Genomic DNA, 16,674 nt, shown 5'->3' with positions numbered 1-16,674 from the left:
AAAACAGTTTATAATGACTTTATAACACAATTATTTAGTCTAAAATAGCTGCAATTCCAGGCAAAGTTCTGCCTTCCAGCATTTCCAGCATTGCTCCTCCACCGGTAGAAACGTAACTTACTTTGTCTTCCAATCCAAATTGTTTTACTGCAGCTACTGAATCACCTCCGCCTACAAGGGAGAACGCTCCGTTTGCAGTAGATTCTGCAATAAAGTTACCCAAAGCAATGGTTCCGTTAGCAAAATTTTCCATTTCAAAAACACCTAATGGTCCGTTCCAAAGAATCGTTTTAGATTCCATTATTACTTTTTTGAAGTTTTCCAATGATTTTGGACCTGCGTCCAAACCTTGCCAACCGTCAGGAATTTCTTTTACATCAACAATTTGTGTTTCTGCATCATTTGAAAATGCATTTGCAGCAACAACATCAACAGGAATATGAATTTGAACTCCTTTTTCTTTAGCCAAACGCAAAATTTCTAACGCTAATTCTTGTTTGTCATCTTCGCAAATAGAATCGCCAATTTTACCGCCCAACGCTTTTACAAAAGTAAAAGTCATTCCGCCACCAATAATCATGTGGTCAACCTTGTCCAAAATATTCTCAATCACCGTGATTTTAGAAGATACTTTAGATCCACCAAGAACTGCTGTAACTGGTTTTTCACTGTTTTTCAAAACTTTGTTCAAGCTTTCAATTTCTTTGGCCAATAACAATCCAAAACATTTTTCCGTTGGGAAAAACTGTGCAATAATTGTAGTCGACGCGTGTGCTCTGTGTGCTGTTCCAAAGGCGTCATTCACGTAAATATCACCAAGTGACGCTAATTCTTTTGCGAAAGCAACATCTCCAGCTTCTTCTTCGCTATGAAAACGTAAATTTTCCAATAATAAAACTTCACCAGCTTGCAATTTTTCAGCAGCTGCTTTCGCTTCTGAACCAACGCAATCAGAAACAAATTGAACAGGTACACCAAGAATATCCGATGCTGTTTTAAGTATGTGTTTCAAAGAATATTTTTCTTCCACTCCTTTTGGTCGACCTAAGTGCGACATCAAAATCACGCTTCCGCCTTGAGCAAGAATCGCGTCAATAGTAGGTTTTGCCGCTTCGATACGAGTTGCATCCGTTACATTGAAATTTTCGTCTAAAGGCACATTAAAATCAACACGGATTATGGCTTTTTTATTTGCAAAATTGAAATCACTTAACGTTTTCATCAGTCTGTTTTTTAGTTTGTTTTTTTTGAAAGAGTAACAAATATAGAACTTTTAAATTATTAATAAATTAGGGAAAACCATTTAAAATAAATTTTAAGCAACGAAATCGTTGTAAATTAATAAATAATGTTCCTTTTTAATACTTTATGTGTTTTTTGTTCTAAATAAAGACAAATTAAATTTCAAAAGTAAATACCTTAATTACCACTTCTCTGCACTTGCTTCTACTGAAACTTTGCCTGCTAAAATTTTAGACTAAACCATTTTCTGCTATCTTTGCTTCATGCAATTTTCAGAAATTTTAGGACAAGAACACATCAAAAGCCATTTGACAAAAAGTGCTGATTTGGGCCGAATTCCACATGCGCAATTGTTTGTTGGTCCCGAAGGAAGCGGCACATTGCCTATGGCGATTGCCTATGCTCAATACATCATTTGCAGCAATCAAAACGGAGAAAATTCCGGCACAAATGAAGCGTGTAATATCAAATTCCAGAAAACTTCACATCCGGATTTGCATTTTATTTATCCTACTGTCAGCACCGATGAAGTAAAAACAAAACCAAAAAGCATTGATTTCATCACAGAATGGCGTCAGTTTTTAGAACATAATCCGTACGGAAGTTTGTTTGATTGGTACCAAATGCTTGGTGTTAAAAACAAACAAGGCGAAATCAGAGTTGATGATGCGCAGGAAATCTTGAAATCCTTAGCTTTGAAATCTTATGAAGGCGGATACAAAATAATGATTATTTGGATGGCCGATAAATTAAATATCGCCGCATCTAATAAACTACTGAAATTATTGGAAGAACCTACGGACAGAACTGTTTTTATCCTGATTTCAGAAAACGAAGAAGATATTATTCAAACGATTCGTTCCCGATGCCAAGTGTTGCATTTTAATGGATTAAGCGAAAAAGTAATCTCGGAAGCTTTAGTTTCAAAAGAAAATATAGAATCAAAAACCGCTGTAAAAATTGCGCATCAGGCACAAGGAAATTTCAACAAAGCATTACAATTACTGCAACCGGACAGCGAATCCGTTTTTTTTGAAAAATGGTTTGTCGATTGGGTTCGGGCTGCTTTTAGAGCCAAAGGAAACGCAGCAGCTATTCAGGATTTGATTCAATGGAGCGAGCAAATTGCCGGTTTAGGAAGAGAAACCCAGAAGAAATTTTTACATTTCTGTATCGACATGTTTCGTCAGGCATTGCTGCTGAATTACCAAACGCCAAGCTTAGTTTACATAGAACCGCAAGTAGATAAGTTCAAACTGGAGAATTTTGCGCCTTTCGTAAATGGTAATAATATCAACGATATTTTCAAAGAACTTTCTGAAGCCATGTATCATATAGAACGCAACGGAAACGCCAAAATTATTCTCACCGATTTATCCATAAAACTGACCCGATTAATCCACAAAAAATAAAAACATGAACAACATTACTTCTATTTTAATTTTAATTTTCCTGGCCATCACGTTCCTTCAGTCCGGTTATGACAAACTGTTTTATTGGAAAGACAATGTGGACTGGCTAAAAGGTCATTTTGCCAAAACACCACTAAAAAACCAAGTGCCACTAGCGTTACTAAACATTCTTATTTTGGAATTAATTTCCGGGATTTTATGTGTGGTGGGTTGTATCGAATTATTCGTGAACAACGGAAGAATATTTGGTTTCTATGGTGCCGTTTTTTCGTGTATCACGTTATTGATGTTGCTTTTTGGACAGCGATTGGCCAAAGATTATGATGGCGCCAGAACAATTGTCATCTATTTTATCCCAGCAATATTGGCCGTTTATTGGTTAAATTAATATTACATCTTACTATTTTGAATAACAACAATTCTCTTTTTATATAAAAAAAAATGACTCCAAAACATCCTTCAGAATCCCTGACAACATTAACCGATTTAGTTTTGCCAAGCGAGACCAATCCTTTGAACAATCTTTTTGGAGGAGAACTATTAGCCCGTATGGATCGCGCAGCTAGTATTGCGGCACGAAGACATTCCCGAAGAATTGTGGTGACCGCATCCGTAAATCACGTGGCGTTCAATAGAGCAATTCCGTTGGGAAGTGTAGTGACTGTTGAAGCAAAGGTTTCCAGAGCTTTCAAAAGTTCGATGGAAATATACATTGACATTTGGGTCGAAGACAGAGAATCTGGTAATAAAACCAAAGCCAATGAAGCGATTTATACTTTTGTGGCGGTGGATGATACTGGAAGACCCGTTGAAGTACCCCAAATTCTTCCGGAAACCGAACTGGAAAAACAACGTTTTGAAGCCGCATTGCGACGCAAACAGTTGAGTTTAGTTTTAGCCGGAAAAATGAATCCGCATGACGCAACCGAATTAAAAGCATTGTTCACTTAATACACATAATTGACTCGTAATTTTTAATTCAAAATAGATTTAAAATATTCTTGAAAGAGAAATTTTTAATTAAAAAAAGAAGTATTTTTACAAAACAAATGTTCAGTTTACAAATGAAATTTATAGGATAATTAGTCATCCTGTCAGTTTCTTACCGTTATAAAATAATACAAATAGATGAAAGAAAAGGTAAAAGAGAAGATGAGTACAGAGAAAGAATCCAAATTAAAAGCGCTGCAACTTACGCTTGACAAATTAGACAAAACCTACGGAAAAGGGACGGTAATGAAAATGGGCGACAAAGCCATTGAGGAAGTAGAAACCATTTCTTCAGGGTCTTTAGGAATCGATTTGGCATTAGGAGTTGGCGGTTATCCAAGAGGTAGAATTATTGAAATATACGGTCCGGAATCTTCTGGAAAAACCACGTTGACACTTCACGCTATTGCTGAAGCTCAAAAAGCAGGTGGAATTGCCGCTTTTATTGATGCAGAACATGCTTTCGATAGAAATTATGCTGAGAAATTAGGCGTAGACATCGAAAACTTAATCATCTCACAACCGGATAACGGAGAACAAGCGTTAGAGATTGCAGAGAACTTAATTCGTTCCGGAGCAATTGACATTGTTGTAATTGACTCGGTTGCTGCTTTGACGCCAAAAAGTGAAATTGAAGGCGAAATGGGAGATTCTAAAATGGGATTACACGCTCGTTTGATGTCTCAAGCATTGCGTAAATTGACAGGAACGATCAGCAAAACACATTGTACGGTTTTCTTTATCAACCAATTGAGAGAGAAAATTGGAGTAATGTTTGGAAATCCAGAAACTACAACAGGAGGAAATGCATTGAAGTTTTACGCTTCGGTACGTTTAGACATCCGTCGTTCTACACAAATTAAAGATGGTGATAACGTCCTTGGAAACAGAACCAAAGTAAAAGTGGTGAAAAACAAAGTGGCTCCGCCGTTTAAAATTGCTGAATTTGACATCATGTATGGTGAAGGAATTTCAAAAACAGGAGAGATTTTAGATCTTGCTGTTGAGTTTGAAATCATCAAAAAAGCGGGATCTTGGTTCAGTTACGGTGAAACCAAATTAGGACAAGGTCGTGATGCGGTAAAGTCTTTAATCAAAGACAATCCAGAACTGGCTGATGAACTTGAAGTGAAAATTAAAGCTAGAATAAAAGAACTAGCAGAAGCATAAATACTAAAACCCGTCTCGCACCTAAAAGTCAGACGGGTTTTTTCATTTTTAAACGCAACCTTTTTTTTAAAATCTCATCTATTAATAAACCGTCGATAAAAGTTTTAGACTGGCGGAATAGTGTTAACTTTTAAATTATTAAAGATGAAAAAAATTGTTTTACTTACTCTGTTTTTATTAACCTTAATGGGTTGTAGTATTGATGATGATCAACCAAATTACAGTTATGAAGTACTTGCTGTAGACAGTTACACGGTGCCACAATCTTTCACCTTGGGACAAACCTATGAAATAAAATTGAAGTACAAAAAACCCTCCGATTGTCATTCTTATCAAGGAATATATTACGATAAAAATTTAAACGTAAGAACCATTGGAATACAAACTGCAGTTCTTGAAAGTACAAATTGCACACCTTTAACAACAGCACCGGTTGAAGTTTCTTTCAATTTTTTAGTAACCAATACCGGATCCTATATCTTTAAGTTTTATAAAGGTGAGGACGCCAACGGTCAAAATATATTTGAAGAAGTTGAAATTCCAGTGAATTAATTAATGACCGTAAAAACTGTGGTATTAGATCAAATCATTAATCAATGCAAAAAAAACTGCCCCAAAGCACAAGAGCAATTGTACCAATTGTTTTCTAAAAAATTCTTTGGGGTGTGTTTAAAATATTCCCGTGATTACGCAGATGCCGAAGACAATCTACAAGATGGGTTTTTGATTATTTTTGATAAAATTGAGCAGTTCAACTTTAAAGGCTCTTTTGAAGGATGGGCAAAGAGAATAATGATCAATAATGCCCTTCAAAAATTCAGAGGCGTTCGATACATGGAAATTATAAACGACAATATTCCTGAGGAAGAAGTCGAAATTGAAGACGAAAATATTTCTATTGAGTATTTAATGCAAATTATTCAAGAATTACCGGACCAATACCGGTTAGTTTTTAGTCTTTACGTACTTGATGGATATTCTCATAAAGAAGTTTCTGAAATGCTCAAAATCAGTACCGGAACCACAAAGTCAAATCTTGCGAGAGCTAGAACCATCTTGAAAGAAAAAATTGATCATTACACAAAAATTAAAATAAATTCATTGGCAAAATGAACGATAAAAAAAATATAGACCGATTTTTTCAAGAACGATTCAAGGATTTTGAACTGCCTCCGAATGAACAAGTGTGGAAAAATATTCAAACCGAATTAAAAAAAGAGAAGAAAGAGCGAAAAGTAATTCCGTTATGGATAAAATTCCCGGGAATTGCGGCCGCATTTCTATTGGGTTTATTTGCTTTGAACAGTCTTTTGAATAACAATCTCGATACTCAAAACGGTATTGTTGTCTCGCCAGAAATTCTAAAAAATTCTTCGGAAAATCGGGATTCTATTATTGAAAAGAAGAGCAACACATTGGAAATTAAAAAAGAACTTCCAGTTGTTGAGAACATAATTAAAACGGAACAAAAAGATGGAAAAGAATTTACATCCACAAATCAATCTGAGATCCATTCGAATAAGAAGAAAACTCAAACTAATGCTGTTGTTTCTTTACAAAAAAATCATCCTTCGCTAAAACAAGAAACAACAAACACCAGAGAAATTTCGACTAAAGTGATTATCGCTGAAACGAATAATACATCAAATCAAACTTTGGAAAAAGAGTATTTAAACGATACTGAAAACACTAAAATTGCTGCGATAGATTCTAAAAAGCAGCCATTAAATTCTGTTGAATCGCCGAACGAATTAGAAGAAATCCTAAAAAACAAAAAAGTAAAAGACAAAGAAGTTGTTGTTCTTAGTTCAAAAAACAAGTGGCAAATTACTCCAAATGTTGCTGCCGTATATCTGAATTCGAATTCAGGTGGGTCTTCCATTGATCCACAATTTTCAGAAAATCAAAAAACGACAGATAACAGCTTAAGTTTTGGTGTAGGTGTAAATTATGCTGTTTCTAAAAAAGTGACATTACGAAGCGGAATTAACAAGCTCTCGCTGGGATATAACACGAATAACGTAGTATATTCGACAGGTTTGGCAAATAATAACCTGACAAATATTAATTATACTTCAACTGCGTTAATAGAGATAAAAAACGGATCTAATTTGAATATGTTATCCTTATTTGAAATCAACTTACAAAAAACAAATACAGGAGCTATCAATCAAAAAATGGGATATTATGAAATTCCAATGGAGGTTTCCTATGCTGTTTTGGATAAAAAATTTGGAATTAACCTTATTGGTGGTGTAAGTACTTTGTTTCTCAACCAGAATAAAATTTCGTTGGTTTCCTCTGAAACGAATATTACATTAGGAGAGGCACGGAATTTAAATGAAATTAATTTCAGTACCAATGTTGGTGTTGGTTTTCAATACCAAATCGTGAAATCATTTAAAATTAATTTTGAACCCATGCTGAAATACCAGATGAACACGTTTTCAAGCAATTCCGGGAATTTCAAACCAATCTTCGTTGGGTTATACTCTGGAATCAGTTATAGTTTTTAATCACATCAGCATCAAAAGCCATCAGTTGATTGTATATTATTTCACGAACTTCCTCGCGAACTTCCTTGCGATCGACACCTTTTTTTCCTGAAGTTTCTATGTGAGAATGCATTTTGACACGCATAATTCCTGGGCTTCCGCTAAAAAAAGTATAAGAGAACCTCTTCTTGTTATCGGCAAAAGTAATTGGAACAATAGGAATTTCGTGTTCTATCGCCAAGCGAAAAGCACCATCTTTGAAAGTATCCAAAACTACAGATTCATCATCGGGAACGCCACCTTCGGGAAAAATACAAATGCTTAATCCTTGATTGATTCTTTTTTGAGCGCGGTTAAAAACTTCCATTCTACTTTTTGAAGAACTTCTGTCCACTAAAATACAGGTTCTTTTATAGAAAAATCCAAACAATGGAATTTTTGAGAGTTCTTTTTTACCCACAAAAACAAACGGATTTCTGGTCAGGGCAAGCATCAGCATAATATCAGCCATTGAGGTATGATTGGCTACAATCATGTAACTTTTTTGGTATTCCATTTCTTGGCTTTTATCTATTTTATAATAAAATCCCATCCCGAAAAGAATAAATTTTGCCCAAATACGCGCCATCTTAAAAAAATAAGGATAGCCGCTTTCCGTCAAAATAGACAACACCAGTAAAGGAAACATCACCAATATGGGAATGGCCATCAAAATATAAAACCAAATGCGCCACAATACCCAAAAAATAATTTTTAATCCTCTCATAGGTTCAAAAGTAAGAAATCAGATGTTATGATGCTCAAAAAATATTCTTCGGTTTTTCAACATCTAAGTCATCAAAGTTTTTATGTTACTGGTCAATTATAACTCGTTCTTTTAATCATCAACGTTTTACAGACTTAAATGACTTATATGGTTAAAAAAATTACTAACACTATTTAAAGTCAGTTGATTTTATAATTTGCGAATTTGCGGTAAAAAATAAAAAACTTTGCGAACTTTGCGCTTAAGAAAAAAGAAATAATGGCAAAAATACTTACAGGTGTTCAAAGTACAGGAACACCGCATTTAGGAAACTTACTTGGCGCAATCATTCCCGCAATAGCATTATCAAATAAACCGGAAAACGAATCGTTTCTTTTCATTGCCGATTTGCATTCGATAACACAAATAAAAAACGGCGAAAGCTTACGAACCAATACCTACAGTACTGCTGCAGCTTGGTTGGCGTGTGGTTTGAATGTAGACAAAGTTGTTTTCTACAGACAATCAGACGTACCACAAACAGCGGAATTATCCTGGTATTTGAGTTGTTTTTTTCCTTTTCAACGCTTGACATTAGCGCATTCTTTCAAAGACAAAGCCGATAGACTGGAAGATGTAAACGCTGGTTTGTTTACGTATCCAATGCTAATGGCTGCCGATATTTTATTATACGACGCAGAATTGGTTCCCGTAGGAAAAGACCAATTGCAACACGTTGAAATCACTCGCGATGTAGCGTCCCGTTTCAACCACCAAATGGGAGAAACTTTCGTACTTCCCGAAGCCAAAATTCAGGAAGACAGCATGTTGATTCCGGGAACCAATGGGGGAAAGATGAGCAAATCAGCCAATAATATTATCAATATTTTTCTAGATGACAAAGCGTTGCGTAAACAGGTAATGAGTATTGAAACCGACAGCACGCCGCTGGAAGATCCTAAAAATCCAGATACATGCAATGCTTTTGCTATTTATTCTTTACTGGCAAATGAAGAACAAATCGCGGCGATGAAAGCCAATTACCTTGGTGGGAATTATGGCTACGGCCACGCAAAACAAGCGTTGTTTGAATTGATTACAGAAACTTTCAAAACGGAGAGAGAAAAATACAATTACTACATCAATAATCTTACTGAAGTTGATGCTTTACTCAAAAAAGGAGCCGAAAAAGCTTCAGCTGTTGCGAATGGAGTTCTGGCAAGAGTGAGAGAAAAACTAGGATTTGAGGTGTAACAATCCATTTTTTTAAACATATAAGTCATGTAAGTTTTTTATAGTTTTATTTCTATTTCACGAAAGCTTACATGACTTCTATGTTACAATCAAATCGCCTCAAACAATTTCCCCGGCAAAGGTCGTATCACACCTTTCAATTCCATATTCAAGAGCATTCCTGAGATTTTATAAATAGGGAAATCACAGCGCAAAGCAATAATATCCATGAGTTCTTTTCCAGTTTTAAGGAGGTAATCGTATACTTTTTGCTCATCATCATCTAAGCTTACAAACAATTGTTTCTGTACGGGTTTAGATTCCTTCTGGATATCCCAATTCAAAATATAAATCAAATCTGCAGCACTGGTCAAGACATTTGCTTTTTGGGTTTTTATCAGGTTGTTGCAACCTTGGCTGTATTTATCCGTAACACGTCCCGGAACCGCAAAGACATCACGATTGTAATCATTAGCCATGTTCGCCGTGATTAAAGATCCACCTCTATCTGCTGATTCAATTACGATTGTTGCTTCAGACATTCCCGCAACGATTCTGTTTCTTTTTACGAAATTTTCTTTATCGGGATTGGATGAACTCCAAAACTCGGTCATGAAACCACCGTTTTGCTCGACTTTCGATACATATTTTTTATGGGTTTTCGGGTAAATTTGGTTTAAACCGTGCGCTACTACTCCTATCGTTTGTAAATTATATTCCATCGCTAATTGGTGTGCGACAATATCAACGCCATACGCAAAACCACTGACGATTATAGGATCTAGCGGAGCCAAATCTTCAATCAATTTTCTGCAAAATTCAGTTCCGTACGATGTAATTTGCCGTGTTCCTACAATGCTGATTATTTTTCTGTTTTTTAAATTGATGTTTCCAGATGTGAATAATAAAAGTGGTCCGTCAATACAATGTTTCAACCGTTCCGGATAGTCTTCATCCTGAAAATAAACTGCATTTATTTCATTTGCTTTTATAAACTCCAGTTCTTGAGTTGCTTTTTCAAAAACGGATTTATCTCTTAAATTTTTCAGCAAAACAGATCCTACTCCATCAATAGCAGCAAGTTGCGATGCCTTAGTATTAAAAATAGCTTCAGCAGTTCCAAAATGAGTCAGCAGCTTTTTGGCCATTATGTCGCCCACGCCCTCTATTCTTTGCAATGCCAATAAATAAAATAAATCCTGCTCTTTCATATGTAGATAATACTTGTTTTTTATTGGAATATGGAATACGCCAGTTTAAAAAAATCTCTATTTATGTTTGTATAACGATTAAACATGGCTATTTCATGCTAAATATTTGAGAGTGAAATGTATAAATTTTTATGCGAATTGTTAATAAAAATTGTGAATAAAATTTTGATAACTATTTTGGTTGTATAACTTTGTAAGTATGAAAATCGAACTATACATCGCGCAGCTTTTATACCGTTATCAATGTGTTACCGTTCCTGGTTTCGGAGCTTTTTTAACCGAAATCCAATCGGCTAAACTAAACGAAAGTACAAATTCATTTTCTCCTCCCAAAAAAATGATCGCTTTCAATGCAAATCTGAAAAACAATGATGGTTTATTAGCCAATCATATCGCTTTAGCAGAAAAAACTTCTTATGAATATGCCGTAAGTAAAATTCAATACGAGGTATTTAATTGGAAAAAAGCATTTGAAGAAAACGAGCTTATTTCTATAAAAAATGTAGGTGATCTTCGTTTGAACGTAGATAAAAACATTGTTTTCACGCCATACGATCAAACGAATTATTTAACCAGTTCTTTTGGGTTGGTTCCTTTTGTTTCACCACTTGTAAAAAGAGAAATCTTCGAAAAAGAAGTAGAAGCAATTGAAGAAAAAGCAACTATCACAATGGTTTCTGAAGAAACCAGAACAGTGAATCCGTATTTAAAATACGCTGCTATTTTTGTATTAGGATTGGGACTTGCAGGAAGTGTTGGTTATCCAATGTATCAAAACCAAATCGCCTCAGAAACGATTCTTGTTGAAACTGCCGTTCAAAAACAAGTTCAAAATAAAATTCAGCAAGCCACTTTCTTCATCGAAAGTCCAGTTCCGGCTGTTACTCTCTCCGTAAAATCGACTGCCGAAATAAAAATGCCGTATCACATTATGGCTGGCGTGTACCGAGAAGAAAAAAATGCTAACAAGACACTTCGAATTTTAAATCGCTTGGGATATGATGCCAAACGAATCGCTCCCAATAAAAACGGTTTTTTTCCAGTTTTGTATGGCAGTTACGCCACGTTTGCTGAAGCAGAAAAAGCAAAAAAAGAGATCAATGAAAAGCATAATCCAGAAGCTTGGATATTGATTCAATCACTATAAAAACAAAAACCCTATTCTTACCGAATAGGGTTTTTTAGTTTAGCACTTTTTGAAATTTCTAATTTAAACTCGCTTTGTACATTCTCGCTTCTTCCCACGAGAATTTTTGACCGTGTTTTTCCATTAAAGTATTCAGTGATTCTTCTTTATATCCAGCAAAAGCAGTTGCTAAATCCTGCATTTTATCCTCCGGTAAAACTTGCGCAATAGATACCGCTTTGGTTTGTATCAACTTCACAAAATGGGAGTAAATCGTTTGTTTGGTTAGAACCCTGATTGTCGCAATATCCTCAATTGATTTCTTTTCGACCCACAATTCGTATGTTTCCTGAACTGTTGATTTCTTAGGCGCTGCAGTTTTAGATTTTTTCGCAGTATAACGTTCCACGTCCCTCTCGTCTTCAATCAGTGTAATATTTAATTCCTTGAACTGATTTTGTATGGCTTCCGTTTTACGGCTGATGTAATTTTTTATATCTGAGGACGTCAATTTCTCTTTCGAAATCGTTTCTCCCGCCACAACGGTTTCTATCAATAATTTGGCCTTCATTAATCGCAAAACGGCCTTGGTTTGCAGTTCTTCCAGCACGATTAACTCATCATAAAACGCTTTTACTTTCTTAATGCGTTTCACTTCTTCAATTTTCCAAAGGATTTCAAAAACCAAATCGTCCATTGGTTTTAGGAAATAACTAAAAGCGGCCTGAATTCTCTCGGAAACATGATTCAAATCGACTGTTTCCTGACCAAAAAGCTTATTCAATTGTGATATGAATTTTTTGGATGGATCCAAAAGCTGTTCGATGACTTCCGTTTGTTTTTTGGCCCAAACTGCATGTTTGGATTTCTCTGATATTTCTGATTTTTCGTTGTAACTGAATTTATGATTGCGCCATTCCTGAGCCAAATCACTCCAATCGAACGTGTTTATCAGATAATTATGGATAAAATTTTTGGTTTCAAAATGCAAGGCATTCTCTAAAAACGAATCCGAAGCTTTATTCAACGAATAATCCATCACATCCTGATCGTTTGAAATGCCGTTCATGCGCAGCGGAGAAAGCAAAATAAGCCCTTCTAACGAGCGCAAACGTGATAATGCGACATATGCTTGTCCTGGAAGAAAAACTTGCGAAACATCAAGCGCAGCTTTATCAAATGTCAATCCCTGGCTTTTATGAACCGTAATTGCCCACGCTAATTTGATGGGATAATGAACAAAAGTTCCCAGAACTTCCTCCTCAATTTCTTTGGTGGTTTCGTCTACTTTGTAACGGATGTTTTGCCATTCGTATTTTTCGACTTCTATGGTTTTGTTTTCTTCGGGAAAATGAACCAAAATTTCCTGACTCGAAAGCGATTTGATAACGCCCATTTTTCCGTTGAAATAGTGCTTATCAAAAGACAAATCATTTTTTACAAACATGATTTGCGCGCCCACTTTCAACTGTAGTTGTTGTTCAACGGGGAATATCTTGTCCGGAAAATCTCCTGTTATATCAGGTTTATAAACCACTAACTTTCCTTCCAGATCTTCCAAAGCCTGCGCATTCATAGAATCGGCTTTGTTGTTGTGCGTTGTTAATGTTATATATCCTTTATTTGCTTTTAAATCAAAATCGGGTTTTACATATTGATTTAAAGTTTGAATGTCTTCCTGCGAAATCTGGTTGTTGCGAAGATTATTCAAAACCGAAATAAATGTATCATCGGTCTGGCGAAAAATCTTGGATAATTCAATGTATAAAGGCGGATGTTGCTGCACAACATGCGAATGGAAAAAGAACTTTCCTTTGTAATAGGTTTTCAGCGTACGCCATTCTTCATCCCGAATTACCGGTGGCAACTGCAACAAATCCCCAATGTACAAGACTTGGACACCACCAAAAGCAGTACTTTTCTTGCGTACCGTTTGCATCATATAATCCATGGCATCCAATAAATCTGCTCGAAGCATACTGACTTCATCGATAATCAACAACTCCATATTGCGAATTACTGATTTCTTCAAACCGCTCATTTTGAAATGCCTGCGCAACGTAGCTTTGGTTTCAAATTTGGTACTTTCGGAAAATTGAGGCGATGAATTATCCGGAATAAATCCTCCAAACGGCAACTGAAACATCGAGTGAATCGTAACTCCGCCAGCATTTAAAGCGGCTATTCCCGTTGGCGCCACAACAACCGTATTCTTGTGCGTGGTTTGAATAATTTCCCGTAAAAGTGTGGTTTTTCCCGTTCCTGCTTTCCCAGTAAGGAAAACGGATCGATGGGTTTGATTGATGAATCGTAAGGTATAAGCGGCGGCTTCTGAAATGGTTTGCATTAGGCGTGTAAATTAAAACGGTTTAAAACATAATTCATTTTTAAATACCTCCAAAAATAAATTACAATTGATCATCAAACATTTCACAAAAATAACTTTTCTGCGCGATTAATGCATCAAAATTACCTTTCTCTACAATACTTCCATTTTTCATTACATAAATTACATCGGCCTTTTTTAATTGAAACAGTCGATGAGAAACTAAAATAATCATTTTCTCCTTTCCCCAAACACGAAGTGAATTATACAACTCACTTTCTGAAAAAGCATCTAATGCACTTGTTGGCTCATCCATAACCACCAAATCGGCATCTCGATAAAATAATCTGGCTAGAGCTAATTTTTGCCATTCACCGCCACTCAACTGTTCGCCCATCCAGAAAGTACGACCTAATTTAGTATCAAATCCACGCTTCATTTTATCAATAAAAACATGGGCGCCACTATTTTTTACGGCTTCTTTTAATCGTTCCAAATTGATTTTTTCCTTAGAACCTAAACTAATACTCTGTCCTACACTTAGAAAATATTTCTCGAAATCCTGAAAAAGAAAAACACTATTGATTCTAAATTCTTCTTTATTGATATCTTTCAACGAAACCCCATCAATACTAATCGTGCCCTTTTCATAATTATATAACTTCCCTAAAAGCTTGACCAAAGTCGATTTTCCAGAACCATTTGCCCCAACAATAGCAATAATTTGACCTTTCTCACATGATAAAGAAATGTCTTTTAGAATTTCTCTTTCGGTATCAGGATACGAAAAATGAAGGTTTTTGATTTCTAATTTGGAAGGTTTTAGAGGAAAAGGAACTGTTTCTTCCTTAGCATTTTTTTCAGGAATGTCTAAAAATTGAAAAAGATGATTGATAAATAAACGGTGCTGAAATAACTGTACCAAAGCCGTCAAAAAGCTTTTTGTTCCTGACTGTAATTTTTGAAAACCTTGTAAATAAATTACAAAAAGTCCTGGCGTAATAATTTGCTCCCAGGTATTTTGAGCCAACGATAAAAAAATAAAACCCACTAGGATAATTTCGCCCGCTTCAATAATTACGCTGTAAAAATTTTGTTTGTTTTGAATGGATTTTCGTTGTTTAAACAAATAGTCTCTTAAAGTACTGTAACGAGAAATGAATTCTTTTCCAAAACCGAAAAGACGCACTTCCTTAGCATAACTCAATCCTGTTAAAACCTGTTGTAAATAATTGGATTCTCTTTCTATCTTGGCCAACTTCGTTTCTTCGGTAAAGCTTTTTCGAGAAAAAAACCATTTTACAGCAAACAATGGCAAAGACAACACCACAATAATTACTGCATATTGCCAATAATAATACGCGAGCATACTCGCAATCATAATCACGCTCGAAAATTGCATCAACAAATTGCTAAATCCATTTAGCAATTGAGCAGCTTTAAAAACAGCTTGTTGCTGCGCCAGATGTAGTGTATCGTGATAAATAGGATTTTCATAATACGAAAAATCAACGGAAATGGCTTTGTCCAATACTCTTCTGGACAAATAATCCGCTACCTTTTGCTGGTAAAGCGAATTGACGTAAGTTGCCATTTGACTACAGACCGACGAAATAAGTTGTAAAACACAAAATCCAATAACCAACTTGATAATTTCACTGAAATCATGCCCTTTGGGATTCGTAATAATATCGATAATTTCCTTTGTAATGTAAAGGGATAAAACAGGAACAACAGACTGGAACAAAACCAATACAAAATAACTCACCGCATTGCCTGGAGAGGATTTGTAGATGATTTTTAAAATTTTTATATAATCTTGAAGGATTTTTTTGAATTGGAATTGTTTTTTCACAATGAATTATAGCTTTAGTTCAGCAACAGCTTGCAATTTGTTTTCTAACAACCAATCGGTTATGATTTGTAAAGATGCTTCAATGGTATCTATTGTAGTATCCACCACAATATCTGGATTAGAGGGCACTTCATACGGACTATCAATTCCCGTTAAATCCTTGATTTCTCCTTTTTTTGCTTTGGCGTACAGCCCTTTAGTATCTCTGGAAATACATTTCTCAAGTGGAGTCGAAATGTAAACTTCTACAAAATGCGCGGCTCCCACAATAGCTTTTGCTGTTATTCTATCCTCTTCAAATGGCGAAATAAAAGAGCTAACAACTACAATTCCAGCATCATTAAAAAGTCTGGCTACTTCAGCAACCCGGCGGATGTTTTCTTTTCTGCCTTCACGGCTAAAGTCTAAATCACTGTTTAGGTGCATGCGGGTATTATCGCCATCAGTGATGTACGAACGTATTTGTCGCTTGTAAAACCATTGATCTAAAGCTGCAGCGATAGTCGATTTGCCAGAACCCGAAAAACCTGTTAACCAAATAGTAAAAGAAGTATGCCCATTCAATTGTTCACGTTCTTGTCTGGAAACCGTATAGTTTTCTTTAAATAAATGGTTTGATGCCGCCATAATAGTAATGTATTGAAATTTCAAATTTAGTCTTTTGGTTGTATTTTCGACAAAAATATTTTTTAAAAAAATAGTCATGTAAATAAGTCTTTTTCCTTTTTTTCTTCGTAAAGTTTTTTTTTACAAAAAAAAGCATAACTTTGATTTACTATTTTAAACCTTAAACAATATAAAACTATGAATACAGAAAAAAAACAATGGATTGCTCCAGAAGCTATTGAAATTGAAGTGAATAGTGGTAA

At 35.4% G+C, this 16,674-nt stretch carries 15 protein-coding genes; 9 read left to right on the top strand and 6 right to left on the bottom strand.

Annotation, left to right across the window (positions count from 1 at the left end; all coding sequences use genetic code 11):
- Window positions 1-34 precede the first annotated feature (34 nt).
- Window positions 35-1,222 (bottom strand): phosphoglycerate kinase, encoded by a 1,188-nt coding sequence (locus IWX80_RS05880; protein ID WP_113635807.1) that lies wholly within the window; start codon window positions 1,220-1,222, stop codon window positions 35-37.
- A gap of 283 nt (window positions 1,223-1,505) precedes the next feature.
- On the opposite strand from IWX80_RS05880, the gene IWX80_RS05875 reads away from it, so the two are divergent.
- From IWX80_RS05875 to IWX80_RS05845, 7 genes are all read left to right on the top strand, one after another.
- Window positions 1,506-2,654: a DNA polymerase III subunit gene (locus tag IWX80_RS05875; protein WP_196852550.1), complete on the top strand. Its 1,149-nt coding sequence runs from the start codon at window positions 1,506-1,508 to the stop codon at window positions 2,652-2,654.
- Between the two features lie 4 nt (window positions 2,655-2,658).
- Entirely contained in the window at window positions 2,659-3,042 is a 384-nt protein-coding gene (locus IWX80_RS05870; RefSeq protein WP_113635803.1) for a DoxX family membrane protein, read from the top strand.
- 53 nt (window positions 3,043-3,095) lie between these two features.
- Window positions 3,096-3,605, top strand: coding sequence for an acyl-CoA thioesterase (locus IWX80_RS05865; protein WP_113664684.1), 510 nt, complete (start codon window positions 3,096-3,098; stop codon window positions 3,603-3,605).
- 201 nt (window positions 3,606-3,806) lie between these two features.
- Window positions 3,807-4,814, top strand: coding sequence for a recombinase RecA (recA, locus tag IWX80_RS05860; protein ID WP_113636065.1), 1,008 nt, complete (start codon window positions 3,807-3,809; stop codon window positions 4,812-4,814).
- A gap of 144 nt (window positions 4,815-4,958) precedes the next feature.
- Entirely contained in the window at window positions 4,959-5,366 is a 408-nt protein-coding gene (locus IWX80_RS05855; RefSeq protein ID WP_196852549.1) for a hypothetical protein, read from the top strand.
- Window positions 5,367-5,384: 18 nt separating this feature from the next.
- Window positions 5,385-5,927, top strand: coding sequence for an RNA polymerase sigma factor (locus IWX80_RS05850; protein ID WP_113636063.1), 543 nt, complete (start codon window positions 5,385-5,387; stop codon window positions 5,925-5,927).
- A complete protein-coding gene (locus IWX80_RS05845; protein WP_196852548.1) occupies window positions 5,924-7,330 on the top strand; it encodes a hypothetical protein in 1,407 nt (468 codons plus the stop codon). Before IWX80_RS05850 ends, IWX80_RS05845 begins: the two co-directional genes overlap by 4 nt.
- Here the strand turns inward: IWX80_RS05845 and IWX80_RS05840 are convergent.
- The gene (locus IWX80_RS05840; protein WP_196852547.1) at window positions 7,314-8,075 is read right to left on the bottom strand and encodes a lysophospholipid acyltransferase family protein; all 762 of its coding nucleotides are present in this window, start codon (window positions 8,073-8,075) and stop codon (window positions 7,314-7,316) included. The genes IWX80_RS05845 and IWX80_RS05840 overlap by 17 nt on opposite strands.
- A 258-nt stretch (window positions 8,076-8,333) precedes the next feature.
- On the opposite strand from IWX80_RS05840, the gene trpS reads away from it, so the two are divergent.
- Entirely contained in the window at window positions 8,334-9,308 is a 975-nt protein-coding gene (trpS, locus tag IWX80_RS05835; RefSeq protein ID WP_196852546.1) for a tryptophan--tRNA ligase, read from the top strand.
- A gap of 89 nt (window positions 9,309-9,397) precedes the next feature.
- On the opposite strand, the gene dprA is transcribed toward trpS, so the two are convergent.
- Entirely contained in the window at window positions 9,398-10,498 is a 1,101-nt protein-coding gene (dprA, locus tag IWX80_RS05830) for a DNA-processing protein DprA (protein WP_196852545.1), read from the bottom strand.
- Window positions 10,499-10,697: 199 nt separating this feature from the next.
- On the opposite strand from dprA, the gene IWX80_RS05825 reads away from it, so the two are divergent.
- Window positions 10,698-11,645: an SPOR domain-containing protein gene (locus IWX80_RS05825; RefSeq protein WP_196852544.1), complete on the top strand. Its 948-nt coding sequence runs from the start codon at window positions 10,698-10,700 to the stop codon at window positions 11,643-11,645.
- Window positions 11,646-11,703: 58 nt separating this feature from the next.
- Here IWX80_RS05825 and IWX80_RS05820 read toward each other — a convergent pair whose 3' ends face one another.
- From IWX80_RS05820 to cysC, 3 genes are all read right to left on the bottom strand, one after another.
- The gene (locus IWX80_RS05820; protein ID WP_196852543.1) at window positions 11,704-13,971 is read right to left on the bottom strand and encodes a helix-turn-helix domain-containing protein; all 2,268 of its coding nucleotides are present in this window, start codon (window positions 13,969-13,971) and stop codon (window positions 11,704-11,706) included.
- 61 nt (window positions 13,972-14,032) lie between these two features.
- The gene (locus IWX80_RS05815) at window positions 14,033-15,805 is read right to left on the bottom strand and encodes an ABC transporter ATP-binding protein (RefSeq protein WP_196852542.1); all 1,773 of its coding nucleotides are present in this window, start codon (window positions 15,803-15,805) and stop codon (window positions 14,033-14,035) included.
- A 6-nt stretch (window positions 15,806-15,811) separates the two neighbouring features.
- A complete protein-coding gene (gene cysC, locus IWX80_RS05810) occupies window positions 15,812-16,432 on the bottom strand; it encodes an adenylyl-sulfate kinase (RefSeq protein ID WP_196852541.1) in 621 nt (206 codons plus the stop codon).
- Window positions 16,433-16,674: the final 242 nt, after the last annotated feature.

This window comes from Flavobacterium sp. CAN_S2 (genome assembly GCF_015752255.1).
Classification (GTDB): domain Bacteria; phylum Bacteroidota; class Bacteroidia; order Flavobacteriales; family Flavobacteriaceae; genus Flavobacterium.
The sequence above is the reverse complement of the archived record's forward strand: the minus strand, read 5'-3'. Positions and strand labels throughout refer to the sequence as shown.